The 24,135-nt window shown below is 59.9% G+C and carries 19 protein-coding genes and 2 tRNA genes; 5 read left to right on the top strand and 16 right to left on the bottom strand.

What is annotated here, in order from left to right; translation table 11 throughout:
- Positions 1-33: 33 nt before the first annotated feature.
- A complete protein-coding gene (gene rimO / locus ACI77H_RS12515) occupies positions 34-1,371 on the bottom strand; it encodes a 30S ribosomal protein S12 methylthiotransferase RimO (protein ID WP_010462684.1) in 1,338 nt (445 codons plus the stop codon).
- A 289-nt stretch (positions 1,372-1,660) separates the two neighbouring features.
- Here rimO and ACI77H_RS12510 point away from each other — a divergent pair, with 289 nt between their 5' ends.
- Complete coding sequence (locus ACI77H_RS12510) at positions 1,661-3,562, top strand: potassium transporter Kup (protein ID WP_407012183.1); 1,902 nt, start codon at positions 1,661-1,663, stop codon at positions 3,560-3,562.
- A 251-nt stretch (positions 3,563-3,813) separates the two neighbouring features.
- Here the strand turns inward: ACI77H_RS12510 and ACI77H_RS12505 are convergent, their stop codons facing one another.
- The 4 genes from ACI77H_RS12505 to ACI77H_RS12490 form a co-directional block, all read right to left on the bottom strand.
- Positions 3,814-5,109 carry an AcvB/VirJ family lysyl-phosphatidylglycerol hydrolase gene (locus ACI77H_RS12505; protein ID WP_407012182.1) on the bottom strand — a complete coding sequence of 432 codons (1,296 nt, stop codon included), beginning with the start codon at positions 5,107-5,109 and terminating at the stop codon, positions 3,814-3,816.
- The gene (gene mprF, locus ACI77H_RS12500) at positions 5,109-7,751 is read right to left on the bottom strand and encodes a bifunctional lysylphosphatidylglycerol flippase/synthetase MprF (RefSeq protein WP_407012181.1); all 2,643 of its coding nucleotides are present in this window, start codon (positions 7,749-7,751) and stop codon (positions 5,109-5,111) included. The genes ACI77H_RS12505 and mprF overlap by 1 nt, the downstream gene beginning before the upstream one ends.
- 276 nt (positions 7,752-8,027) lie before the next feature.
- Positions 8,028-8,104 (bottom strand) — tRNA-Met (locus ACI77H_RS12495).
- A 324-nt stretch (positions 8,105-8,428) separates the two neighbouring features.
- Positions 8,429-8,505, bottom strand: a tRNA-Met gene (locus ACI77H_RS12490).
- A gap of 298 nt (positions 8,506-8,803) precedes the next feature.
- Between ACI77H_RS12490 and dinB the strand changes: the two genes are divergently transcribed.
- A complete protein-coding gene (gene dinB / locus ACI77H_RS12485) occupies positions 8,804-9,865 on the top strand; it encodes a DNA polymerase IV (protein WP_407012180.1) in 1,062 nt (353 codons plus the stop codon).
- Positions 9,866-9,927: 62 nt separating this feature from the next.
- On the opposite strand, the gene ACI77H_RS12480 is transcribed toward dinB, so the two are convergent.
- The 4 genes from ACI77H_RS12480 to ACI77H_RS12465 all read right to left on the bottom strand — a co-directional run bounded on the left by ACI77H_RS12480 (position 9,928) and on the right by ACI77H_RS12465 (position 14,701).
- Complete coding sequence (locus ACI77H_RS12480; RefSeq protein ID WP_407012179.1) at positions 9,928-10,881, bottom strand: hypothetical protein; 954 nt, start codon at positions 10,879-10,881, stop codon at positions 9,928-9,930.
- A 17-nt stretch (positions 10,882-10,898) separates the two neighbouring features.
- On the bottom strand, positions 10,899-12,614 hold the full coding sequence (locus ACI77H_RS12475; protein WP_407012178.1) for a proline--tRNA ligase: 1,716 nt from the start codon (positions 12,612-12,614) through the stop codon (positions 10,899-10,901).
- A gap of 130 nt (positions 12,615-12,744) precedes the next feature.
- Complete coding sequence (locus ACI77H_RS12470; protein ID WP_407012177.1) at positions 12,745-14,304, bottom strand: AmpG family muropeptide MFS transporter; 1,560 nt, start codon at positions 14,302-14,304, stop codon at positions 12,745-12,747.
- A gap of 43 nt (positions 14,305-14,347) precedes the next feature.
- Positions 14,348-14,701 carry an MGMT family protein gene (locus ACI77H_RS12465; RefSeq protein WP_407012176.1) on the bottom strand — a complete coding sequence of 118 codons (354 nt, stop codon included), beginning with the start codon at positions 14,699-14,701 and terminating at the stop codon, positions 14,348-14,350.
- A gap of 220 nt (positions 14,702-14,921) precedes the next feature.
- Here ACI77H_RS12465 and ACI77H_RS12460 point away from each other — a divergent pair, with 220 nt between their 5' ends.
- Entirely contained in the window at positions 14,922-15,929 is a 1,008-nt protein-coding gene (locus ACI77H_RS12460) for a DUF481 domain-containing protein (protein ID WP_407012175.1), read from the top strand.
- Between the two features lie 110 nt (positions 15,930-16,039).
- On the opposite strand, the gene ACI77H_RS12455 is transcribed toward ACI77H_RS12460, so the two are convergent.
- A complete protein-coding gene (locus tag ACI77H_RS12455; RefSeq protein ID WP_002554837.1) occupies positions 16,040-16,249 on the bottom strand; it encodes a cold-shock protein in 210 nt (69 codons plus the stop codon).
- 354 nt (positions 16,250-16,603) lie between these two features.
- Between ACI77H_RS12455 and dcd the strand changes: the two genes are divergently transcribed.
- Positions 16,604-17,170, top strand: coding sequence for a dCTP deaminase (gene dcd / locus ACI77H_RS12450; protein ID WP_007904652.1), 567 nt, complete (start codon positions 16,604-16,606; stop codon positions 17,168-17,170).
- A gap of 106 nt (positions 17,171-17,276) precedes the next feature.
- On the top strand, positions 17,277-17,486 hold the full coding sequence (locus tag ACI77H_RS12445) for a hypothetical protein (RefSeq protein ID WP_407012174.1): 210 nt from the start codon (positions 17,277-17,279) through the stop codon (positions 17,484-17,486).
- Positions 17,487-17,512: 26 nt separating this feature from the next.
- On the opposite strand, the gene pdeM is transcribed toward ACI77H_RS12445, so the two are convergent.
- The 6 genes from pdeM to ACI77H_RS12415 all read right to left on the bottom strand — a co-directional run bounded on the left by pdeM (position 17,513) and on the right by ACI77H_RS12415 (position 24,132).
- Positions 17,513-18,169, bottom strand: coding sequence for a ligase-associated DNA damage response endonuclease PdeM (pdeM, locus tag ACI77H_RS12440; protein ID WP_407012173.1), 657 nt, complete (start codon positions 18,167-18,169; stop codon positions 17,513-17,515).
- A complete protein-coding gene (locus ACI77H_RS12435) occupies positions 18,169-20,646 on the bottom strand; it encodes a ligase-associated DNA damage response DEXH box helicase (protein WP_407012172.1) in 2,478 nt (825 codons plus the stop codon). Before ACI77H_RS12435 ends, pdeM begins: the two co-directional genes overlap by 1 nt.
- 141 nt (positions 20,647-20,787) lie before the next feature.
- The gene (locus ACI77H_RS12430) at positions 20,788-21,552 is read right to left on the bottom strand and encodes an ABC transporter ATP-binding protein (protein WP_150639900.1); all 765 of its coding nucleotides are present in this window, start codon (positions 21,550-21,552) and stop codon (positions 20,788-20,790) included.
- A 13-nt stretch (positions 21,553-21,565) separates the two neighbouring features.
- Positions 21,566-22,684 (bottom strand): succinylglutamate desuccinylase/aspartoacylase family protein, encoded by a 1,119-nt coding sequence (locus ACI77H_RS12425; RefSeq protein WP_407012171.1) that lies wholly within the window; start codon positions 22,682-22,684, stop codon positions 21,566-21,568.
- Between the two features lie 12 nt (positions 22,685-22,696).
- On the bottom strand, positions 22,697-23,407 hold the full coding sequence (locus tag ACI77H_RS12420) for an ABC transporter permease (RefSeq protein ID WP_008030066.1): 711 nt from the start codon (positions 23,405-23,407) through the stop codon (positions 22,697-22,699).
- Positions 23,404-24,132: an ABC transporter permease gene (locus ACI77H_RS12415; protein WP_407012170.1), complete on the bottom strand. Its 729-nt coding sequence runs from the start codon at positions 24,130-24,132 to the stop codon at positions 23,404-23,406. The genes ACI77H_RS12420 and ACI77H_RS12415 overlap by 4 nt, the downstream gene beginning before the upstream one ends.
- Between the last annotated feature and the right edge of the window lie 3 nt (positions 24,133-24,135).

The following is a 24,135-nucleotide window of genomic DNA, read 5'->3' as shown; positions in this document are numbered from 1 at the left end:
TCAAGAGAGCGGGGCTTTGCGTATTTTTTGCGTTTAGATCTGTTCAGCCCACAGGTCGTATTCGTCGGCGTCAGTCACTTTGCACCAGACTTTGTCGCCCGGCTTCAGGTTGCTACCGTTGTCGATAAACACGTTGCCGTCGATTTCCGGGGCATCGAAGAAGCAGCGGCCGACCGCGCCTTGCTCGTCGACTTCATCGACCAGCACTTCGATTTCACGGCCAACACGCATTTGCAGGCGAGCCGAGCTGATGGCTTGCTGGTGCGCCATGAAACGATCCCAGCGGTCTTGCTTGACGTCATCCGGCACGATGGCCGCGTCCAGCAGGTTGGCCGGTGCGCCTTCGACTGGCGAGTACTGGAAGCAGCCGACGCGGTCGAGCTGCGCTTCGGTCAGCCAGTTCAGCAGGTACTGGAAGTCTTCTTCGGTTTCGCCGGGGAAGCCGACGATGAAGGTTGAACGGATGATCAGGTCCGGGCAGATCTCGCGCCAGTTCTTGATGCGCGCCAGGGTCTTGTCTTCGAAGGCTGGGCGTTTCATGGCTTTCAGGACTTTCGGGCTGGCGTGCTGGAACGGGATGTCCAGGTACGGCAGGATTTTCCCGGCGGCCATCAGCGGGATCAGTTCGTCGACGTGCGGGTACGGGTAAACGTAGTGCAAACGCACCCAGACACCGAGGGTGCTCAGGGCTTCGCAGAGTTCGGTCATGCGGGTTTTCACCGGCGCGCCGTTCCAGAAACCGGTGCGGTACTTCACGTCAACGCCGTAGGCGCTGGTGTCTTGGGAAATCACCAACAGCTCTTTGACGCCGGCCTTGACCAGGCGCTGGGCCTCGTCGAGCACGTCGCCGACCGGACGGCTGACCAGCTTGCCACGCATCGACGGGATGATGCAGAAACTGCAGCTGTGGTTGCAGCCTTCGGAAATCTTCAGGTAGGCGTAGTGGCGCGGGGTCAGCTTGATGCCTTGCGGCGGCACCAGATCGATCAGCGGGTTGTGATCCTGACGTGGCGGCACGGCATCGTGCACAGCATTGACCACTTGCTCGTACTGCTGCGGACCGGTCACGGCCAGCACGCTTGGGTGCACTTTGCGAATGTTGCCTTCTTCGACGCCCATGCAGCCGGTCACGATGACCTTGCCGTTTTCCTTGATGGCTTCGCCAATCACTTCCAGCGATTCAGCCTTGGCCGAGTCGATGAAACCGCAGGTGTTGACCACCACGACATCGGCGTCCTCGTAAGTGGACACAACGTCATAACCTTCCATGCGCAGCTGGGTAAGGATGCGCTCGGAGTCGACCAGTGCTTTGGGGCAACCCAGGGATACAAAGCCAACCTTTGGATTGGCCGGCGCAGGAGTGGTGGACATGTCTAACCTCGGTATTTGTGACGCCTCCAGCCGAAGACGGCAAGGCGACAAACGGGCACTTGGTGTGCCTCTGATCAAAAAGTGCGCAATTCTAGCGATGAGACGTTCACTTGACCAGCTTTATGGAGGGAAATACGACGAGTGCTGCGCTATGCTTCGCGCCGTTACGCTTTACCGATTTTTTACAGTCAACAAAACGTCTGTAACGTGAAGTAAAACAGCGCATGCTGCACGATAAAAGCATAGTGCTTCTTCAAAAGAAGCCCGGTCTGGGTAGTAGGAGTGTTGGATGGGTCAGGCAAGTAGTCAGGCAGCGAGCGCCGGGCATTCGGCGGCTAAGCCGATCGGCATGCTGGTCGCGGCGGTCGGGGTGGTTTATGGCGATATCGGCACGAGCCCGCTGTACACCCTTAAAGAGGTTTTCTCTGGACATTACGGCGTCCCCGTCAATCATGACGGAGTGTTCGGGATTCTTGCGCTGATCTTCTGGTCGCTGATTTGGGTGGTTTCGATCAAGTACGTGTTGTTCATTCTGCGCGCCGACAACCAAAGTGAAGGCGGGATCATGGCGCTGACGGCCCTGGCCCGGCGTGCTTCGACGCCTTATCCAAAGTTGCGCGCCGTACTGGTAATACTCGGGCTGATCGGTGCCGCGCTGTTCTATGGCGACAGCATGATCACCCCGGCCATTTCCGTACTCTCTGCGGTGGAAGGGCTTGAGTTGGCCTTCGACGGGCTGGAACGCTGGGTCGTACCGTTGTCACTGATCGTGCTGGTTGGGTTGTTCCTGATCCAGAAACATGGCACGGACCGAATTGGCAAGTTGTTCGGTCCCGTGATGGTGTCGTGGTTTGTGGTGCTGGGTGTACTCGGTATCAACGGGATCATCAAGCACCCTGAAGTCCTCAGTGCGCTTAACCCGGTCTGGGGAGTGCGTTTCTTCATTGTGCATCCGGGCATGGGGGTGGCGATTCTTGGCGCGGTCGTGTTGGCATTGACCGGTGCTGAAGCGCTTTACGCCGACATGGGCCACTTTGGTCGCAAGCCGATTGCACGTGCCTGGTTTGCGCTTGTGCTGCCCGCGCTGGTGCTGAATTACTTCGGTCAGGGCGCCTTGCTGTTAGAGGACCCGGAAGCGGCACGTAACCCTTTCTACCTGTTGGCGCCGAGCTGGGCGTTGATTCCTTTGGTGATTCTGTCGACGCTGGCCACCGTTATCGCCTCGCAAGCGGTGATCTCGGGTGCGTTCTCGTTGACCCGGCAGGCGATTCAGTTGGGCTACATCCCGCGCATGCACATTCAGCACACCTCAAGTGCCGAACAAGGGCAAATTTACATTGGCGCAGTGAATTGGGCGTTGATGGTCGGCGTGATTCTGCTGGTGCTGGGCTTCGAATCCTCCGGTGCGCTGGCTTCGGCCTACGGTGTTGCCGTGACCGGAACCATGCTGATTACCAGCATTCTGGTCTCGGCGGTGATGCTGCTGCTGTGGAAATGGCCACCGGTGCTGGCAGTGCCGATATTGATCGGTTTCTTGCTGGTAGACGGACTGTTCTTCGCGGCCAACGTGCCGAAAATTGTTCAGGGCGGTGCCTTCCCGGTATTGGCGGGTATTGTGCTGTTTGTTCTGATGACCACCTGGAAACGCGGTAAAGAGCTGCTCGTGGATCGTCTGGACGAGGGCGGGCTGCCACTGCCGATTTTCATCAGCAGTATCGCCGTGCAACCGCCGCATCGCGTCCAGGGAACTGCGGTGTTCCTCACTGCGCGCCCGGACGCCGTGCCCCACGCGCTGTTGCACAACCTGTTGCATAACCAGGTGCTGCACGAGCAAGTGGTGCTGCTGACGGTGGTGTACGAAGATATCCCGCGGGTGCCTTCGACACGGCGCTTCGAGGTCGATTCCTACGGCGAAGGTTTCTTCCGGGTGATCCTGCACTTTGGCTTCGTCGACGAGCCGGACGTGCCGCAAGCGCTGAAGCTGTGTCATCTCGATGACCTGGATTTCAGCCCGATGCGCACCACTTACTTCCTCAGTCGTGAGACGGTCATCGCCTCCAAGCTTGAAGGCATGGCCCGTTGGCGCGAGGCGTTGTTTGCGTTCATGTTGAAGAACGCCAATGGCAATTTGCGCTTCTTCAATCTGCCGCTGAACCGGGTGATTGAGTTGGGGACGCAGGTCGAGATGTAATTCCGCGAAATCAAAAAGCCCCCGTTGCCATGCAGGCAGCGGGGCTTTTTTGTGCACACCTGATCCCAACCCAACGAAGAACCCTGTGGGAGCGGGCTTGCCCGCGATGACGGCGGCAGTTCCAGCATTTAGGTGACAGGCATATCGCTATCGCGGGCAAGCCCGCTCCCACAGGGGATTTTTGGTGTTAGCCCAATGTAAAAGCCCCCGCTACCGTGAGGCAGCGAGGGCTCTTTGTGGGCGAGATCAGATCACTCCTGAGTCGCCGTCTCCTTCGCTTGACGCTTCTCGATCACATCCACCAACCGCTGGGCCAGTTTCGGGTAGTTCTCGTCGAAGTGGTGGCCGCCAGGCAGCTTGATGGCTTCGCCCACGGCGGTCTTGTCGGTGCAGCCGCTTTCGTCGATTTCTTCTTCACCGAAGATGCACACCACTTTCTCCGGTGGCAGCTTGGCCATTTCCGGGCCGGTGGCGGCTTCTTTACCGGCGTTGCCGAGCCAGCCTTCGACTTCGATTTCGAAGCTGCCGGTGCGGGCGAAGGCCAGCAGGATGATTGCGTCGACGCGTTGCTGCTCCGACTCTGCCAGGCGGTTGTAGATTGCTGGCAAGACGTCGGCGCCGAACGAGTAACCGGTCAGGATGAAGCGCTTGGTGCCCCATTTCTGCCGGTAGTGCTGCATCAGTTCGGCGAGGTCCAGCGCGCTTTGCTCTGGGCTTTTGTGCTGCCAGTAATAGCGCAGGGTGTCGATGCCGACCACCGGATAACCGATCTTGGCCATTTCGCCCGCGACATCGCGGTCGAGGTCGCGCCAGCCGCCGTCACCGGAGAGGAACAGGGTGACAGTGTCCTTGGCTTGGCCGGCCGGCACTTCAACCACCGGAATCTGAATACCACCAGCGGCTTTGTCGCCACCGACGAGGAGCTTGCGCAGTTCGTTGTTCAGCACTTGCGGCAGGTTGATGTCGTAGTCGCTGATGCTGGTTTCGGCGTTGGGTTGGTCGCGTACGAAACCGGCGCTGGTGTCGTCCGGGTTGTCGTTCCACGCCACCAGCCAGTGACCGTGAGCGGCGCTTTTCGGCAGCAGGTGGGTGCAGCCGGGTTTTTCCAGGGCCAGGTCGACCGAAACGGCCTGGGACTTGTCGTCCTTCTGCTCGGACAACCAGCGCCAGGCCAGCACGGCGCCGGGGCCGATGCCGCTGACCAGGGTCGCCGGGCCTTTGAGTTCTCTCAGGCCGGCTTGCAGGGCGCGGCTTTGCAGCAGGCATTCCTTGGGCAGGATCACCTGAACAATCTGCGCCGAACCGCTGCGGCTCAGGGTCATCAATTGCTTGTCGCTGAGCTTCTGGTCTTCATTGACCGCCACCAGCACCTGGGCGCGTGGCGTGTTGCCGGGGATGACGCGGGTCATCACGGCGCCGTCGGCCGGTGTCAGCTGTTCGAGGATCGGTTCTGGCGCCGGGCGTTTGAGGTACCAGTAACCGCCACCGAGAATCAGGGCCAGCACTACCAGTGTGCCCAGTACGTACCGCAAGGAGCGTTGAATCATCAGCGTTTCACCAATCCAGTCAAGCCGCCCGCAATCAGGGCAGCAGTGTCGGCCAGGGCAACCAGCGGATCGAGTCCGGCGGGCACGGCCATATAACGGGGTTCCCAGTCAGGCTGGAACTTGTCTTTAAAGCGGCGCAAACCTTGGAAGTTGTAAAGCTGCTCACCACGGCGGAATACCATCGAGCCCAGACGCTGGGTCAGCGGTGCGCCACGCCGGGGTTGCAACCCCGACAACGGCACCATGCCCAGGCTGAAACGCGCGTATCCATGATTTTTGTAATGCTGAATCAGGCCGACCATCATGAATTCCATGGTCAGCTTCGGGGCGTCCGGGTGCGCGCGCATCAGGTCGAGGCTGGCCAGGTCGTGGCCGTAAGTCTCGAGCAAATTGGCGAACGCCACCGGGCGTCCTTCGAAACGAATCACCGCGACGCGGAAATGCTTGAGGTAGTTATCACTGAAGCGACCGAGCGAGAAGCCTTTCTCGCGCACATTCTTGCCGGTCAGCCAGGCATCGGAAATCACCTTGAGCTCGTCCATCGGCGCGTGCCCCGGCTCATGGATCTCCAGCGACAGGCCATCACGGGTGCCACGGTTCCAGGTGTAGCGCAGGTCTTTCATCTCTTTGCCTTTGGCTTCGAGATCAAAGCGCTGCAGATCGACCCGGGCTTCTTCGCCGAGCTTGATCGCGGTCAGGCCGATGTCCATGTAGTACGGCAGGTTCTCCGCGCGGACTTGATAGAACACAGGGCGAGCGTGGTGGATGTCGCAGAGGTCGCGGAACTGCCAGATCATCTCGGCGCGTTGCAGGGTCGGGCCAATCGGGTCGTACAAGGCCACCAGGCTGCGCCCACGGCGGGCGTACATCAGGAACGCCTCGTCGTTAGGGTGAAACAGCAGCGCCTTGTCACCGGTCAGCGCGAGGCCACCGTCCGGTTGCGACGACGCCATCAGGATTTTTACCGCGCGGTCCAGTTCGTCCGGCGTGGGCAGGTGGATCACCGGGCGTGCGGTACGCAGCAGCCAGGTCAGCGACACCACCACCAGCAATACGGCGGCGCCGAGCAGCGAGCGCAAGCCACGCGGGGCGTCGGCGTCGAGGGTGAACTGCCACCAGAGTTGATGGCTGTAAGGCACGTCCTGATAGGCGAACAACAGCAGCCAGATCGACGCACCGAGTACACAAAGACTCGACACCAGATACAGCGGCGAAAACGGCAGTTCGGTCAGACGGCTCGGGCGATAGAACGAGCGCCGGAAAACCCCCAGCAGAGACGCCGTCAGCGTCATCAGGCACGCTTCTTCCCAGTCGAAACCCTTGAGCAGCGAGAGTACGGCACCGACCAGCAATAGGATGGTGGTCAGCATCCACGCGGCGGACAGGCGCCGTCGCAGGCCTTGAGCCAGCAGCAGGCAGAGCACGCCGACCAGGCTGGCGCCGAAGTGCGAGGCGTCGACCAGTCGATGGGGAATCAGAAAGCCGATGTGTTCCAGGCGCGTATCGATTTCCGGGGTCACCCCCGAGAACAGCAGCACCACGCCGGACAGGAACACCAGAACCGCCAGAATCGGCGCGGCCAGACCGGACGCGGCGCGCAAGGACTGACGCGTCTGAAACAGGCGCTGGCCTTCGTTGATCAACAGCAGCAAGCACGCGACCAGCAGCGGCAACACCACGTAGATCAGGCGATAAAGCAACAGCGCAGCAGCCAATGGCGCGGCGCCAAGTTTGTCGGCGAAGGCGGCCAGCAGAATTGCTTCGAACACCCCGACACCGCCGGGAACATGACTGAGCACGCCCGCGGCCAAGGCCAGCAGGTACACCAGGAGGAACGCACCGAAGGGCGGGGCTTCCGGCAGCAACAGATACAGCACGGTCGCGGCGGCGGCGACGTCGAGGGCGGTAATGATCAGTTGCAGAAACGTCAGGCGGCGGCCGGGAAGGCGCAACGTGCGACGACCGACCTTGACCAGCAGGTTGTCCGGATAGGGCTGCTCCGGCAGGCGCCGGCGATAGATGCCAACGGCCAATACGCTAAACAACAGCAGTACAGCGGTGGCAATCGCACCCAGCAGCATCTGCGAGAGGCCCAGAGCGGCAGTGGCAGCGGGCAGGTTGCTGAGCGTGGCGAGGGCGGCCAGTGGGGGCAGGGCGCAGCCGAGCGAAAGACTGGCAAACAGCGTCATGTGCGCGACTTCGGAAGCCCCGAGGCCATGACGTGCATATAAACGGTAGCGAACCGAGCCTCCCGAGAGCATCGACAGACCGATCGCATTACCGATGGCGAATGCCGTGAACCCGCCCAGGGCCAGAATCCGCGGCGCCAGAGTCACGCCGGCATAGCGGCTGGCCGACCATTCGTAACCAAGCAAAATGATGAAGCCGACCACGGTCGCGGCCAATGCGCCGAGCAATGCCGGTTTCGGTACGTCGAGAATCGAGTCGTGCAGAGCGTACAGATCGAGTTCGCTCAGCAGGTGGCGACAGGCAATCAGCGCGATAGCGAACAACAGCAGGGTGACCGCCAGACCAATGGGCTGACGGTACTTGCTGACCAGATCAAGTAAGCGCAGACGCTCGGGCTTGATCGGTTGTGTCGCTGTGACGGTGTCTTGTGAATCAGACGAGTTGGCGCGCATCAATCACCTCTTGGATTGTGCGCGACAGGATGGGGGTATCCAGCCAAGTTACCAATCCCTGTAGAAAAAAATAATCACAAATATTAACGCCTATCACCGATTGTCGGCGATGGCATGTCATCCGTCGTAGGGGGCGGTCTGTGATTCAGCATAGTCTGAACTCAGAACTCTGGTGATCCCGAACGCGTCTCTACACGGTGACAGGTCTTTGTTGCGAAAGGACTTTTTCAACAGATACAAAAAAGGCCACTCTTTCGAGTAGCCTTTTTTGATGTTTGGTTGCGGGAGCCGGATTTGAACCGACGACCTTCGGGTTATGAGCCCGACGAGCTACCAGACTGCTCCATCCCGCGTCTGTGTGGCGGCATTCTATAGAGATCCGCTTGAGTGTCAACCGTTAATCTGGAACTGGGTCAAATAAGCGTAAATAAGCGGCGAACGGTCGCAGGCGAGCACTAAGTTTCGGAATCAGAACGATTTCTCGCTTTTGGCAAAAACAGACACTTATAGGAGCGAGCTTGCTCCGGGCGGCGTTCCGACGATGGTCGTGAACGAAGGCGCGTAAAACCAGATGCCAATGGCGGCCTTGAGTTTTTCGCGAGCAAGCCCGTTCCTGCATTGGGTGTTTTCGGCGCGCACAAAAAAGGCCACTCTTTCGAGTAGCCTTTTTTGATGTTTGGTTGCGGGAGCCGGATTTGAACCGACGACCTTCGGGTTATGAGCCCGACGAGCTACCAGACTGCTCCATCCCGCGTCTGTGTGTCGGCATTCTACAGAGGATCGTCGGGCTGTCAACCTTCAATCGGGATAAAACCTGTTCTGGTTCAATCGCTTAGCTTGAAAATACGATGGTGAAACGGGCTGCGGGTCAGGTGTGGCAAGGCTTGCGGCTCTATCGGGCAGAGCTTTTCGATTGAGAAAAATTCATCTGCAACTTTTCCTACGAGCAGGAAAGAACATTCAGACTACTGGTGCTATATACAGGTGTCAGTGAGATACTGCCGATCCGGCCTGCCAAATCTGCTTTTCTTTGCCATGAACACCGTTTTCATATGACCCAGCGAAAAATCATCCACGTCGATTGTGACTGCTTCTACGCGGCCATCGAGATGCGTGACGACCCGCGCCTGGCCGGAAAACCCTTGGCGGTGGGCGGTTCGGCGGATCGACGCGGGGTGATTGCCACCTGTAACTATGAAGCGCGGGCGTATGGCGTGCGATCGGCGATGTCGTCGGGGCACGCCTTGAAGTTGTGCCCCGACCTGACCATCGTCAAGCCGCGCATGGACGCCTACCGAGAGGCGTCGAAGGAAATTCACACGATCTTTCGCGATTACACCGACCTGATCGAGCCGCTTTCCCTCGATGAGGCTTACCTCGACGTGTCCGATAGCGCGCACTTCGGCGGCAGCGCCACGCGAATTGCTCAGGACATCCGTCGTCGTGTGTCCAATCAGTTGCACATCACGGTCTCGGCCGGCGTGGCACCGAACAAGTTTCTGGCCAAGATCGCCAGCGACTGGAAGAAGCCCAACGGTTTGTTTGTCATTACGCCGGATCAGGTCGAGGATTTCGTCAGCGGTTTGCCTGTCAGCAAGCTGCACGGCGTTGGCAAAGTGACTGCCGACAAACTGGGCAGGCTCGGCATTGTCGATTGCTCGCATTTGCGTGAATGGGACAAGTTGGCGCTGGTGCGCGAATTCGGCAGTTTTGGCGAGCGACTTTGGAGTCTGGCCCGTGGGATTGATGACCGGCTGGTGCACAACGACAGTCGGCGGCAATCGATCAGTGTCGAAAACACGTATGACGTGGATCTGCCGGATCTGCTGAGCTGCCTGGATAAATTACCCGAGTTGCTGGAAACCCTGGCGGGCCGCATGGCGCGGATTGACAGCAGCTATCGGCCGGGCAAACCGTTCGTCAAAGTGAAATTCCATGATTTCACCCAGACCACGCTGGAGCAGGCCGGGGCAGGGCGGGATCTGGGGAGTTATCAGCTGTTGCTGACCCAGGCGTTCAATCGCGGTGGGAAGCCAGTGCGATTGTTGGGGGTTGGGGTGAGGCTGGAGGATTTGCGCGGAGGGTTTGAGCAGATGGAGTTGTTTGAGCGCTAGTCTGCCGCGAATTGCAGGTCAGCACCCTTTGCAGGAGCGAGCAAGCTCGCTCCTGCAAAATCTCAATTCGGTCCCGGATCCGCGACCAGTCGCCCGGCATCCTTGGTCAGCGATTTGAGGAATTCGGTCTGCAACTCTGGATCGTTGCGAGTCAGCTCAATCAGGCTTTGTTCCAACTCACTGGCTTCTTCTTCCAGGCCCAGTTCCGATAAACGTTTGACTCGGTGTACCCACTGGCTCACTTCATCGTCTTCAAGGTCGTCGTAAATCAGCCCGTGGGCTTCGAGCAGCTTGCCGCGCAAGGAACTGCTGACCGCCAGGGACGAGTCTGTGTGCACGTCGTCCTGACTGTCTTCGACCTTGATCAGCAACCGGCTCAGGTGATTGATGTCATGTTCGGCGAACGGGCTGTCGAGCAGGTTCAGGCGCAAGACACCGTTTTTGTCAGTGCTCAGCTCGAACGTTTCCTTGCCGGCCTTGACCTCCACCGGACGCTCGCTCCAGGGCAGGCTCGAGTATTCCGTGCGTTTGTCGAGTTGGACCTCGTCGATACCGGCGAGATTCTGCTGCGCACGACCGTGAGACGGCGCGTTCATGAACGGGTTGAGCCCGGCGAAACCGTAACTGAACCAGTCCTTGGTCACGCTATCCGGCAAGTTGCCGAGGGCGAACACGTTGACCACGTTCGCGCCGACACCGGCCACCACGGCCACCGCGCCCAGCGGTATCTCGTAGATCTCCCGCCAGGGTTGGTAAGGCGTGTAGCGATCGTAATGCCGCGTGACTTCGAACTCGGTGACTTCGAAGGTTTTCTGCTCGTGGATCTTCACCCGACGTTGCGGCAGCTCAAGCACCTTGGGCTCGCCGACATCGATCTGCAGGCTGTGATCGAGCAATTTGCGCTCGATACGTGCCTCGTGCTCGCTGCGTTGCGACATATGATTGGCGCAGCCGCTGACCAGCAGGGTGCCGCACAGGGCGGCACCACCGAGGCCTAAGGTGTTTCGCTTGAACATGACTTCTCTATCTGGTGTCAGCGGCGGATACGGGCCTGGAGGAAGGACAGCACGTCAGCGACCGGCAGCGCTTGCGCCTCGGACTCGGTGCGGCTCTTGTATTCCAGATTGCCTTCGGCGAGGCCGCGGTCACTGACCACGATCCGGTGAGGAATGCCGATCAGCTCCATGTCCGCGAACTTGATGCCCGGGCTGGTTTTCTTGTCGCGATCGTCCAGCAGCACCTCGAAGCCGGCCGCGGTCAGTTCCGCATAAAGCTTGTCGGTGGCTTCGCGAACCTGTTCGGTTTCATAGCGCAGCGGCACCAGCGCGATCTGGAATGGCGCCAGTGTGTCGCTCCAGATGATCCCCTTGTCGTCGTTGCCCTGCTCGATGGCCGCAGCCACCACGCGGGAAACGCCGATGCCGTAGCAACCCATTTCCAGGGTGACCGGCTTGCCGTTCTCGCCCAGCACTTCGCACTTCATCGCTTTGCTGTATTTGTTGCCCAGCTGGAAGATATGCCCGACTTCGATGCCGCGCTTGATTTCCAGGGTGCCTTTGCCGTCCGGGCTCGGATCACCGGCCACGACGTTACGCAGGTCGGCCACGGTCGGAACCGGCAGGTCACGCTCCCAGTTCACGCCGAAATAGTGCTTGTCGTCGATGTTCGCACCGATACCGAAGTCGCTCATGAGCTCGACGGAACGGTCGATGATGATCGGCAGTGGCAGGTTCAATGGGCCGAGGGAACCGGCGCCGGCGCCAATGGCGTCGCGCAGTTCGCTTTCGGACGCCATGACCAGCGGGCTGGCAACGCCAGGCTGGTTGGCGGCCTTGATTTCGTTCAGCTCGTGGTCGCCACGGATGATCAGGGCAATCAGTTTGCCTTGCTCTTCAGCGTGAACCACGAGGGTCTTGATGGTCTTCTCGATCGGCAGGTTGAAGCCTTCGACCAGTTGCGCGATGGTCTTGGCGTTCGGTGTGTCGACCAGGCGCAGCTCTTCGGCCGGTGCAGGGCGGGAAGTTTCGCGCGGCACGGCTTCGGCTTTCTCGATGTTCGCGGCGTAGTCGGAACCGTTACTGAAGACGATATCGTCTTCGCCGGATTCGGCCAGGACGTGGAATTCGTGGGAACCGGCGCCACCGATGGAGCCGTTGTCGGCTTCAACCGGGCGGAACTTCAGGCCCAGGCGGGTGAACACGTTGCAGTACGCCTGGTGCATGCGGTCGTAGGTGACCTGCAGCGAAGGCTGGTCAGCGTGGAACGAGTAGGCGTCCTTCATGATGAATTCGCGGCCGCGCATCAAGCCGAAGCGTGGACGGATTTCGTCACGGAATTTGGTCTGGATCTGATACAGGTTGATCGGCAGCTGTTTGTAGCTGCTCAACTCGTTGCGCATCAGGTCGGTGATCACTTCTTCGTGGGTCGGACCAGCGCAGAAATCGCGACCGTGGCGATCCTTGAAGCGCAGCAATTCAGGGCCGTATTCTTCCCAGCGACCGGATTCCTGCCACAACTCAGCCGGTTGCGTGCTCGGCATCAACACTTCAAGAGAGCCTGCGGCGTTCATTTCTTCACGAACGACGGCTTCGACCTTGCGCATCACTCGCAAGCCCATCGGCAGCCAGGTGTACAGGCCCGAGGCGAGTTTGCGGATCATGCCGGCGCGCAGCATCAGCTGATGGCTGATCACGACCGCGTCGGAAGGCGTTTCTTTCTGTGTGGCGAGCAAAAATTGACTGGTGCGCATGGTTGGCCGTTGTCGGTTGCTGATGACGAGAAATGACGGAGCATTGTACGGGCGAGATCTGCTGGCGTACAGGCGCGCGGTCGGTGGTATGGCAGGAGGGCGGGAATCTCCACGCCCTTTGCGATGCTTCCTACGATTCTTCCGCGACCTGGGTCGGAACCGGTTCCGGCTTCGGTGTTGGGCCTTCGCGGCGGCTCTCCTGGAACCAGTGCAAGGCGATCAACAGCAGCGTCGGAACGCCCAGCAGGGCAGTGATCAGGAAGAAATTGTGGTAGCCGAATTTTTCCACCATGACCCCGGAATAGCCGCCGATCAGGCGCGGCAGCAGGAGCATGATCGAGCTGAGCAGGGCGTATTGGGTGGCGGAGAACTTGAGGTTGGTCAGGCTCGACAAGTAGGCGACAAATGCCGAGGTCGCCAGGCCGGAGCTGAAGTTGTCCAGGGATATGGTCAGGATCAGCATGTTCAGGTTGGCGCCCATGTCGGCGAGCATCAGGAACAGCAAATTGGTGCCCGCTGACGCCACACCGCCGATGAACAGGATCGGCAGGATGCCGAAACGCACGATCAGCAGGCCGCCCATGCCGGCGCCGACCAGCGTCATGATCAGGCCGAAGATTTTGCTGACGCTGGCAATCTGATCCTTGGTGAAGCCCTGGTCGATATAGAACACGTTGGCCATGACGCCCATCACCGTATCCGACATCCGATACGTGGCGATCAGCCCGAGCAGCAGCAGCGCTTGCCAGCGGTAACGCAAAATGAAGTCGTTGACCGGCGTCAGCACCGGTGCGAGACCGCGACGCCCCATGGCCGAGAGGCACAGCGCGGTGAGCGAGGTGTAGAGGATCGCCCGCAGAAATGCGCGGTCTTCCAGCAGCAGATTGAGCAGGCTCACGCCGTCAAACAGCACGCTGGCGAAGTCGGTGTTGTAGAGCTGGGTGAACATGGCCGGCACGGAAACCAGCAGCACGATCAGCACGAACACCGAAGCCAGCTGATGCGCAAAGCTGTAGCGCCCGGCCTGCAGTTGCGTGCGCAACGGCACCGGCGGTTCGCGCATGAAGAAAGAGGTGAGCAACGCCGGAACCATCAGGGCGCCGAACAGCAGGTAAGTGCCGGCCCATGCCGAATGCTTGTAGTTGAAACCGGTGGAGCCAAAACCTTCGGCGAAGAACAGGGCGCCAGCGGTCGCCAGCAGCGCCGCGATCCGGTAGCCGGACATGTAACTGGCGGCGAGGGCGGCCTGACGGGTGTCGTCGGCGATTTCCAGGCGATAGGCATCGACCGCGATGTCTTGCGTCGCCGAGGCGAAGGCAACGACTACCGCGATGGCGATCAGCCAGGACAAATGTTTTTGCGGGTCGCAGAAACCCATCCCGATCAGGCCGAGGATCACCAGTGCCTGTGAAAGCACCAGCCATGAGCGACGGCGACCGAGCTTGCCGAGCAATGGCAGGCGCCATTGGTCCAGCAACGGTGACCAGACCCATTTAAAGGCGTAGGCCAGACCGATCAGGCTTGCATAGCCAATGGTTTCGCGAGCCACACCGGCTTCACGCAACCAGACTGACAGTGTTGAAAACACCAGCATATAGGGCAGGCCGGCGGCGAAACCAAGCAACAACAGCACAAGTGTCGATGGGCTGGCATAGGCGGCGAGCGCGGCGCGCCAGGTTTTACGGGGCATGGGCTGAAGTCTGCCTCAAGATTACGGAAACAAAGCGCGCACTCTAACCGCTGTGCTCTACCGGGCGCCAGCCATGGCGCTGAATATCAACACGATTATTCAGGACACTGATGCCTTCGGAGCGCAATCGCGCGCGTTGCTCGTCCCCTGAGGGACTGCCTACGGGCAGGCTGATCCGCCCGCCGGCACCGAGCACCCGGTGCCAGGGCAGTTTCGTGTCGCCGGGCAACTGGCTGAGCGTACGACCGACCCAGCGCGCGGCGCGACCCAATCCCGCCAGCTCGGCCAATTGACCATAACTCACGACTTTGCCCTCGGGCACCTGCGCCAGGGTCAGATAAAGCGCCGTGCGTCGGATTTGCGCAGCGCTTTCTGTTTCGATGGTTGGGTCGGTCACGTCCGGAGTCCTTTAGGGGCGAGCTTGCTCGCGATGGGCGTTAGCGATGACGGGATAGCCTGGAAAGCGCGTCAATCTCAGGTTTATCGCAGCAATTTAGCGTCGACTGGCTGCTCCTGCAGGAATGAACTCAATGGAAATAGACGTGTCACTCAATGCTAGGGTCTTATTCTTCCGGATAATGCCAACTTTTTTCGCAAACTTGAGCCTGTATTTGCTTATGGTGTCCAGAACCCTGCTGTGCCTTGCTGTCCTGAGTGCATCCACGCCCTTGCTCGCCGACACCGTATGGTTAAAGAACGGTGACAAGCTGAGCGGCAAGATCACGCTGTTCGACGGCGGCAAACTGTTGATCCAGACCGAATACGCCGGTGCGGTTCCGATCGACTGGAAACAGGTCAAAACCCTGGAGAGCGATCAGGAGTTGCTGGTCAAGCAGGATGCCTACAACGGCGAGAAAGCCAAGTCGCTGCACGCTGCGGATGACGGCAAGGTGATGCTGGAAAACGGCGAGGCGCCGAAGACGGTCGAGCTGGCGAGTATCCAGCAAATTCTCAAACCCAAGCCGGTCGTCGAAGATCTGGTCTGGAAAGGGAATATCGATGCGGCGCTGGATTACCAGCGGGCGGAAAAGGACACCGATGACTACGACATCGACTTCAAGACCACTGCGCGCCATGGCAGATGGCGGCATATCGCGGAAGGCGAGTACAACCGTGAATTCCAGGATGACGTGGTCACCAGCGACAACTGGCGGGGCGAATATTCACTCGACCGCTTCCTCACCGAGAAATGGTTCTGGCAGGGCCGCGCTGTCTATAAGCGTGACAAGGTTGAAGAACTCTCTCGTCAGCGCACCGTCGGTACCGGTCCGGGTTACCAGTTCTGGGATGACGAGCTAGGCGCATTCTCGCTGGGCTCGCTGGTCAATCACACGGACTACCAGTTCGACGATGGCAGCAAGGACAACTTCTATTCCCTGGCGATGAAGTGGGACTACAACCGCTACCTGATCGGCAAGAAGGTGGAGTTCTTCACCAATGGCGAAGTGGGCAAGCCGTTGTCGGGCGTGGCGGATTATGCACTCGATGCCGAAATGGGCTTGCGCTACAAAGTGACCGAGTGGGCGTCGCTTAACCTGAAGGCCGAGCGAGACATCATCAGCGGCACTGACGATGCCGATCTGGACAAGACTCGCTACACCGCAGGGTTCGGTGTGGCCTGGTAAGACGCAAAAAATCGCAGCCATGGGGCTGCGATTTTTTTTGCCTGCAAAACACACAGGCACAAAAAAGCCCCGCTTTTGAGGGCGGGGCTTTTTACTAAAGCAAGTACAAGTTAGATAACTTGAACTTCTTCAGCTTGCATGCCTTTCTGACCGCGGGTAGCGATGAAAGAAACCTGTTGGCCTTCTTTCAGGCTTTTGAAGCCGTCGGATTGGATAGCTTTGAAGTGAACGAACAGGTCGTCACCGGATTGTGGAGTGATGAAGCCGAAGCCTTTTTCATCGTTGAACCACTTAACGGTACCAGTTTGGCGATTAGACATGGTGTAACTCCTTGAACAAAGATAACTGCGACACAGGAAGAACCCTGGCCGAGACTGAGTGCAAAGAGCAGGAAAAATTCTTGTAGATGGTTGGATCGAAATTCAACATATCGTGTAGAGATTCTCAGTGACACAAGCAGCACAGTGGCGCCACCTTAACCCTTTTTCCGGAACGTGCCAATGCTTCCTGCAAAGGTTTCTCTAATTTCGTGACTGACGGTGCATGGTATTGCGGTGAAACGCCGGAATTTATGAGGGATCGACGCGAATTGCGCCGCGGTCTTTGAACCCGAAGCGCGCGCCCGGTAAGATGCCGGACAGATTTTTTCCACCTCGCTATTCAGGACACCCGCCATGAGCATCAAATCGGACAAGTGGATTCGCCGCATGGCGCAAGAGCACGGCATGATCGAACCGTTCGTCGAGCGTCAGGTGCGCGGCAGCGACGATAGCCGTGTGATCTCCTACGGCGTGTCGAGCTACGGCTACGACGTTCGTTGCACTAATCATTTCAAGGTGTTCACCAACATCAATTCGGCAATCGTCGATCCGAAAAATTTCGATGCCGGCAGCTTTGTCGACATCCACAGCGACGTCTGCATCATCCCGCCGAACTCTTTCGCCCTGGCCAGTACTGTCGAATACTTCCGTATTCCGCGTAACGTATTGACCATTTGCCTGGGCAAAAGCACCTACGCCCGCTGCGGCATCATCGTCAACGTCACCCCGCTTGAGCCTGAGTGGGAGGGTCATGTGACCCTCGAATTCTCCAACACCACCAACTTGCCAGCGAAAATCTACGCCAACGAAGGCGTGGCGCAGATGCTGTTCCTTGAATCCGACGAAGAGTGCGAAGTGTCCTACAAGGACCGTGGCGGCAAGTACCAGGGCCAGCGCGGCGTGACCCTGCCACGCACCTGATCCATTCATCTGGCAGGTCGCGGGAATTCCTGAGCGGGTAGACACTCTATTGGGTGTACTGCCCGGTTCGCGCACAGCGGACGGGGCCATCGCTCAGGAGTGCTCTATGAAGATCGATCCGCGAATAAGTGCCGAACTGGCAAGGCTTGAGCCCAATCAGGTTGGCGTTTTGGCCTGGTCCTTGTTGGCACATCCGCCAATCAGCATGGCGGGGGGCATCCCCGGTCAGCCTGATCCCGATACCCCCAACGAACAACCCACCGAACCCGGTGAGCCGACCCTGCCGGATGAAGCGCCTCCCGCTCCGGTTGCGTGATTTTCAGGTTTTGGACGAATGGCCAGTCAGCCGACTGGCCATATTTCGTTGTCGCCTATTACGAAAATCCTGCAGATCTCATCCCGTTCTACCGGGCACCCACCGGTAAACGCACCGAAAGCCGGTAGCAGGCTGATGCGCTCTCCCAGTCTGAAACACGCCAGTCGCAAGCTTTGTCGCCCTCTGCCATTCAGCCGATAAACCGGATGCACATGCCCGGCGAGCACATGTCGCTCCGGATGCGGGTCAGGTTCGTGCTGCAACGCGAATGGCCCTATGAGCAGCGGTTCGGGCACCACACGGATGTCTAACGAGGTTGGCGGATCCCCGGCGCGTTTGTCGTGGTTGCCGCGAATCAGCGTCATCGGCAGATCAGGGTGCCGAGCCCGCCACTCAGCCAGAGCCTTCAACGTGGGGGGCGCATGGGAACCTGGCCCGTGAAGGAAGTCCCCGAGGAAAATCAGTTGGCGACAGGGCAGCGCCGTCAGCAAGCCGTCCAGCACGGCGATGTTTCGGGACGTAGTGCCTTGCGGGACCGGTTGACCAAGCCTGCGATACGCCGCCGCTTTGCCAAAATGCACATCGGCGATCAGCAAGGCTTGTTGCGCCGGCCAGTAGATGGCTTTTTCCGGCAGCAGCCACAATTCTTCGCCAGCCAGTCGCACGGGATAGGGCGTGCTCATCAGGCTTTCCCGGATTCGGCGGTTTTCTCGAGGTCACCGACCATGCGTCTGATACGGTCCGCGAGTTTTTCCGAACTCATGCTCTCGCGCATGCGCTCCACCAGCAGTGGGAAGCCGAGGGGCGTAGGACGTTTGACCCGATGCAGGTCGAGTCTGAGGCGGCTGATGTGCGTCAACATCTGCTCCAAGCGTTGAATATCCAGTTCCTCTCGTAGGACTTCTTCCCCAGCTTGGGCCAGCAGCAGATTCTCCGCGTCGTACTGTTTAAACACTTCAAAAAACAACCCGCTCGAGGCTTGAACCTGACGTGTGCTTTTAGGCGCACCTGGATAACCGGCAAACACCAGCCCGGCAATTCGCGCGATTTCCCGAAAGCGCCGCAGCGCAAGCTCTCCGGCATTCAGACTGGCGAGTACGTCCCGCAGCAAATGCTCAGCACTCAACAACCCAGGGTTCAACACCTGCAACCAATCCACTTCAGTGGCGCTGTGCAATTCCAGACCGTAATCGTTGACCGCAATGGAAAACGTCACCGCCTGCTGTTGACTGACCCGCCATGCCAGCAAACTCGCCAATCCCAAGTGCACCTGGCGGCCGGCGAAGGGGTAGAGGAACAGATGCCAGCCTTCACGGGATTTTAACGCTTCGGCCAGCAGGGTTTCCGAGGTCGGCAGTCCGGACCAGCGTTGCTGCACTTCCAGCAATGGACGCAGCGCCCGCATTTCCGGGCCGATGAACTCGCCCTGCGCGGCGGCACTGAAACGCGCGACCAGCGCTTGGGCGAGTTCGTTGGATAGGGGCATCCGCCCGCCATTCCAGCGCGGCACGGCGGCTTTTTTCACGGCGCTGCGTTTGACATAAGCGGTCATGTTTTCCACCCGAACCAATTCCAGCAAGCGGCCGGCAAACAGAAATCCGTCGCCGGGTTTGAGCCGCGCGATAAAACCCTCTTCAACGCTGCCCAGCTGCTTTCCACCGCCGCCCTTGCTCCAGAACTTGAGCTGAATGCTCGCGTCGCTGACGATGGTGCCGATGCTCATGCGATGGCGGCGAGCCAATCGCGCATCCGGTACGCGCCAGATGCCCTGTTCATCCGGTTCAACCCGGCGGTAATCCGGATAAGCGGTCAGGGAAAGTCCGCCGTGACGTACGAACGCCAGCGCCCAGGTCCAATCGGCCACGGTGAGGTCGCGATAAGCCCAGGCACCGCGTACTTCTTCGTACAGCTCGTCAGGAATAAACCCACCGCCCAACGCCATGCTGACCAGATGCTGTACCAGCACATCCAGCGGTTTATGCGGTGATTCACGCGGTTCGATCCGGCGTTGCGCCACGGCGTCCCGGGCTGCGGCGGCTTCGATCAGTTCCAGACTGTGAGTCGGCACCAGCGTTACCCGCGAGACGCGTCCCGGCGCGTGACCGGAACGCCCCGCCCGCTGCATCAGGCGCGCCACGCCTTTGGCCGAGCCAATTTGCAGCACCCGCTCCACGGGCAGAAAGTCCACGCCCAGGTCCAGGCTGGAGGTGCAGACCACCGCTTTGAGTTGACCGTCCTTGAGGGCGCGCTCGACCCAATCGCGGGTGTCGCGTGACAGCGAGCTGTGATGCAAGGCAATCAAGCCGGCCCAGTCAGGACGCGCTTCCAGCAGCGCCTGATACCAGATCTCCGATTGCGCACGGGTATTGGTGAACACCAGGCTGCTGGGGCTGGACTCAATCTCTGTGACGACTTGCGGCAACATCTTCAGACCCATGTGCCCGGCCCATGGGAAACGGTCGATGGCGGGCGGTAGCAGCGTGTCGACGCGCAATTCCTTGGTGCTTTGCCCTTGCACACTGACGCCAGCGCCCTGTGGGATTAAGACCTGTTCTGCGTGGGCCTGATTACCCAGCGTCGCGGAAACGCCCCACACGATCAGTTCAGGATTCCACCGACGCAGGCGGGCGAGGGCCAGTTGCAGTTGTACGCCGCGCTTATTGCCGAGTAACTCGTGCCACTCGTCGACCACCACCATGCGCAAGGTCGACAGCGCGGTTTGCGCATCGGCCCGGGCGAGCATCAGGGTGAGGCTTTCCGGGGTGGTGATCAGCGTGGTGGGCAGGCGTCGACTCTGCCGCGCGCGTTCGCTGCTGCGGGTGTCGCCGGTGCGCAGGCCGACGCTCCACGGGATCTGCAAGTCGAGCAGCGGTGCCTCCAGTGCACGCGCAGTGTCTGCGGCCAAGGCACGCATAGGCGTGATCCATAGCACAGTCAGCGGTTGGGCCACCGGTTTGCGTTTTTGAGGTTGTTCTACTGAAGCGGCGAAGCGGTTGAGTGCGGCAAACCACACCGCATAGGTTTTACCGGCACCGGTACTCGCGTGCAGCAACCCGGACTGTCCTTGTTTGACGGCCGCCCATACCTGTTTCTGAAAGGCGAACGGTTTCCAGCCGCGGGCGGTGAACCAGTGCTTTGCGAAGTCGGGGGAGGTTCCCATGCCGGCGGTGTGCGCTCTGAAAGTGTTCTTTCAGTGACCACGCCAGCAGGCGAAAGGTTTAGTGACGAAATACGGTCCTGTAGGAGCCGGCTTGCCGGCGATGGCGATCTCAAGGGCGCCATCGCCGGCAAGGGGTGCGTGTTACTTGAGATTGCCACTGAGGAACTGCTTCAACCGCTCGCTCTTCGGATTGCCCAGCACGTCTTCCGGCGCGCCTTCTTCCTCGACCAGGCCTTGGTGCAGAAACAGCACCTGGCTCGACACTTTGCGGGCGAAGCTCATTTCGTGGGTGACCATGATCATGGTCCGGCCTTCTTCGGCGAGGCCCTGAATCACCCTGAGCACTTCACCCACCAGCTCCGGGTCGAGTGCCGAGGTCGGTTCGTCGAACAGCATGACTTCCGGTTCCATGGCCAATGCACGGGCAATGGCCACCCGTTGCTGCTGCCCCCCGGAAAGAAACGCCGGGTACTGGTCCGCCACGCGTGCAGCCAGGCCAACCTTGTCGAGATAACGACGTGCGCGATCTTCGGCTTCCTGCTTGCTGCAACCCAGCACCCGGCGCGGCGCCATGGTGATGTTTTCCAGCACGGTCATGTGGCTCCACAGGTTGAAGTGCTGGAACACCATGGCCAGGCGGGTGCGGATCTTTTGCAGTTCATCGGCGTCGGCCACGTGCATGCCATGGCGATCCTTGATCATGCGGATGTTCTGACCGTCCAGGGTCATGGCGCCGTCGTTGGGTTGTTCGAGAAAGTTGATGCAGCGCAGAAAGGTACTTTTGCCCGAGCCGCTGGCGCCGATCAGGCTGATGACGTCGCCGGTGTTGGCCTTGAGTGACACGCCTTTGAGCACATGATGATCGCCATAGCTTTTATGCAGGCCTTCGATGGTCAGTTTGTACATGGGGCATGCATCCTCAAGGCGAAAGTAGGTAGCCGCTGCGATAGGCTTCGGTGCCCGCGACATGGGCGATCACCATGCCAGCAGTGGCCATGCGCCGCAGCGAGCGGGCGTACATCAGCCCGGCGACGGTGCAGTGAACGGGGGTGACGAGATCGTTGATCGGGTCAATGATTTCGGCGATCAGTTGCCCGGCCTCCAGGTATTCCCCCGGCAGTGCGGTGAACACCAGCAAACCGCCCACGGGTGTCGCCACCGGTTCGACGGCGGCCAGCGGCGTGGCGGGATACGGCAGTTCCGGCAGTGGCGCCGGTTCGCCCGCAATCGCGCCGAAGTGAATCAGGTAGTCGATCAACGCCTGGCAGTCGAGGCTGGCCAGCGGGTGATTGACGTCGCCCTGGCCGCGCAATTCGACGGTGACCGAGAAGCTGCCCAGCGGAATGGCGAAGTGTTCGCCGAAACGCTCTTTCAACTGCCACCAGAGCAGGGTGAAACATTCGTCGAACGACTGACCGCCGGAATCGGTGGCCAGCAGACTCGCTTCGGCACCGATGTAGCGGGCCAGCGGCTCGACCTGTGGCCAGGCTTCGGGCGTGGTGTAGAGGTGCGCGACGGCTTCGAAATCGCAATGCAGGTCGAGCACCATGTCCGCGTCACAGGCCAGGCGTTGCAGGATCAGGCGCTGGGATTGCAGTTGAGTACTGGCGGTCTGGCGCGCCAGTGCACGACGCAGGCTGCTGCGGATCAGTTCGAGGTTGCGCTGCGGATCATTGCCGAGCTGACCTTCGATTTCATTGCCGACTTCCTCACTCAAGTCGACGAACCAGCGGTTGAAGTTCTGCCCGCTTTCGAGCTCGTAGCGGCCCAGCGGCACATCCATCAGCACTTGTTCGAGGCCGACCGGGTTGGCAATCGGCACCAGCACGATTTCGCTGCGCAGGTGGCCGGCGGCTTCCAGCTCGGCGAGGCGCTGCTTGAGGTGCCAGGCGACCAGCATGCCGGGCATTTCATCGGCGTGCAGGGACGCCTGAATGTAGATCTTGCCTTGGGCCGACGTGGGGCCGAAGTGGAAGCTATGAATCTGTCGCGCGGTCCCCGGCAGCGGGGCCAGCAGGTCATGTATCTGGTGGCGCATGTGCGAAGAGTCCTAGTGGGTCGGCCCGAGAAACGCCAGCCATCGGCGTTCGGCGAGGCGGAACAGGCCGACCAGCGCAAAGGTGACGGTCAGGTAGATCAGCGCGGCGATGCCGAACGACTGGAAGGTCAGGAAGGTCGCCGAGTTGGCGTCCCGCGCGACTTTCAGGATGTCCGGGATGGTCGCGGTGAACGCCACGGTGGTCGAGTGCAGCATCAGGATCACTTCGTTGCTGTAATAAGGCAACGAGCGACGCAGGGCGGACGGCATGATCACGTAGGCATACAGCTTCCAGCCGGTCAGGCCATAGGCTTTGGCCGCTTCGACTTCACCGTGGGCCATGCTGCGAATCGCCCCGGCGAAAATCTCCGTGGTGTACGCGCAGGTGTTCAGGGCGAAGGCGAGGATGGTGCAGTTCATCGCGTCGCGAAAGAACGCATCGAGAATCGGTTGCTCGCGCACGGCGGCCAGGCTGTAGATCCCCGTGTAGCAAATCAGCAGCTGGATATACAGCGGCGTACCGCGAAACAGGTAAGTGTAGAACTGCACCGGCCAGCGAATGTAGAAGTGCGGCGACACCCGGGCGATGGACAGCGGGATCGACACCAGAAAACCGATGAAGATCGACGCGCTGAGCAGCCACAGGGTCATGGCCAGGCCGGTGATGTTGTAGCCGTCGGTGTAGAGGAAAGGTTTCCAGTATTCCTGCAGGAGTTCGATCATCGTACGGCCTCCCGGGAGCCGGCGGCGTAGCGGCGTTCCAGCCAGCGCAGGATGAAGTTCGAGGCGCTGGTGATCAGCAGGTAAATCACCGCGGCCAGCACCAGGAAATAGAACAGTTGATAGCTGCTTTTGCCGGCGTCCTGGGCAGCCTTGACCAGGTCGGCGAGGCCGATGATCGACACCAGCGCGGTGGCCTTGAGCATCACCATCCAGTTGTTACCGATGCCCGGCAGGGCGAAACGCATCATCTGCGGGAACACCACGATCCAGAACCGCTGGCCACGCTTGAGGCCATAGGCGGTAGCGGCTTCGACCTGGCCCCGTGGCACCGCGAGAATCGCGCCACGAAAGGTTTCGGTGAAGTACGCGCCGTAAATGAAGCCCAGGGTAATGACCCCGGCGCTGAACGGGTTGATCTCGATGTATTCCCATTCCATGAAATCGGTGAACGACGTCAACCAGGTTTGCAGGCTGTAGAAAATCAGCAGCATCAGCACCAGGTCCGGCACACCGCGAATCAGCGTGGTGTAAATCTGCGCCGGGACGCGCACCAGTTTTACTTTTGACAGTTTGGCACTGGCGCCGAGCAAGCCGAGCAACACGGCCACCAGCAGCGACAACGCCGATAATTTGATGGTCATCCAGGTGCCTTCCATCAGCAACGGACCGAAGCCCTTGAGGCTGAAGGCTGAGAGCCCCAGATTTTGTAAGAGGTTTTCGAACATAAA

The sequence above is a fragment of the Pseudomonas sp. O230 genome (assembly GCF_045447035.1).
Taxonomy (GTDB): domain Bacteria; phylum Pseudomonadota; class Gammaproteobacteria; order Pseudomonadales; family Pseudomonadaceae; genus Aquipseudomonas.
Note: the sequence above shows the minus strand (reverse complement) of the source record. Positions and strands in the feature narration are given on the sequence as shown.

Coding starts and splice junctions, on each gene's coding strand:
- rimO (WP_010462684.1), bottom strand. CDS start 1,371: ATGTCCACCACTCCTGCGCCGGCCAATCCAAAGGTTGGCTTTGTATCC.
- ACI77H_RS12510 (WP_407012183.1), top strand. CDS start 1,661: ATGGGTCAGGCAAGTAGTCAGGCAGCGAGCGCCGGGCATTCGGCGGCT.
- ACI77H_RS12505 (WP_407012182.1), bottom strand. CDS start 5,109: ATGATTCAACGCTCCTTGCGGTACGTACTGGGCACACTGGTAGTGCTG.
- mprF (WP_407012181.1), bottom strand. CDS start 7,751: ATGCGCGCCAACTCGTCTGATTCACAAGACACCGTCACAGCGACACAA.
- dinB (WP_407012180.1), top strand. CDS start 8,804: ATGACCCAGCGAAAAATCATCCACGTCGATTGTGACTGCTTCTACGCG.
- ACI77H_RS12480 (WP_407012179.1), bottom strand. CDS start 10,881: ATGTTCAAGCGAAACACCTTAGGCCTCGGTGGTGCCGCCCTGTGCGGC.
- ACI77H_RS12475 (WP_407012178.1), bottom strand. CDS start 12,614: ATGCGCACCAGTCAATTTTTGCTCGCCACACAGAAAGAAACGCCTTCC.
- ACI77H_RS12470 (WP_407012177.1), bottom strand. CDS start 14,304: ATGCCCCGTAAAACCTGGCGCGCCGCGCTCGCCGCCTATGCCAGCCCA.
- ACI77H_RS12460 (WP_407012175.1), top strand. CDS start 14,922: ATGGTGTCCAGAACCCTGCTGTGCCTTGCTGTCCTGAGTGCATCCACG.
- ACI77H_RS12455 (WP_002554837.1), bottom strand. CDS start 16,249: ATGTCTAATCGCCAAACTGGTACCGTTAAGTGGTTCAACGATGAAAAA.
- dcd (WP_007904652.1), top strand. CDS start 16,604: ATGAGCATCAAATCGGACAAGTGGATTCGCCGCATGGCGCAAGAGCAC.
- ACI77H_RS12445 (WP_407012174.1), top strand. CDS start 17,277: ATGAAGATCGATCCGCGAATAAGTGCCGAACTGGCAAGGCTTGAGCCC.
- pdeM (WP_407012173.1), bottom strand. CDS start 18,169: ATGAGCACGCCCTATCCCGTGCGACTGGCTGGCGAAGAATTGTGGCTG.
- ACI77H_RS12435 (WP_407012172.1), bottom strand. CDS start 20,646: ATGGGAACCTCCCCCGACTTCGCAAAGCACTGGTTCACCGCCCGCGGC.
- ACI77H_RS12430 (WP_150639900.1), bottom strand. CDS start 21,552: ATGTACAAACTGACCATCGAAGGCCTGCATAAAAGCTATGGCGATCAT.
- ACI77H_RS12425 (WP_407012171.1), bottom strand. CDS start 22,684: ATGCGCCACCAGATACATGACCTGCTGGCCCCGCTGCCGGGGACCGCG.
- ACI77H_RS12420 (WP_008030066.1), bottom strand. CDS start 23,407: ATGATCGAACTCCTGCAGGAATACTGGAAACCTTTCCTCTACACCGAC.
- ACI77H_RS12415 (WP_407012170.1), bottom strand. CDS start 24,132: ATGTTCGAAAACCTCTTACAAAATCTGGGGCTCTCAGCCTTCAGCCTC.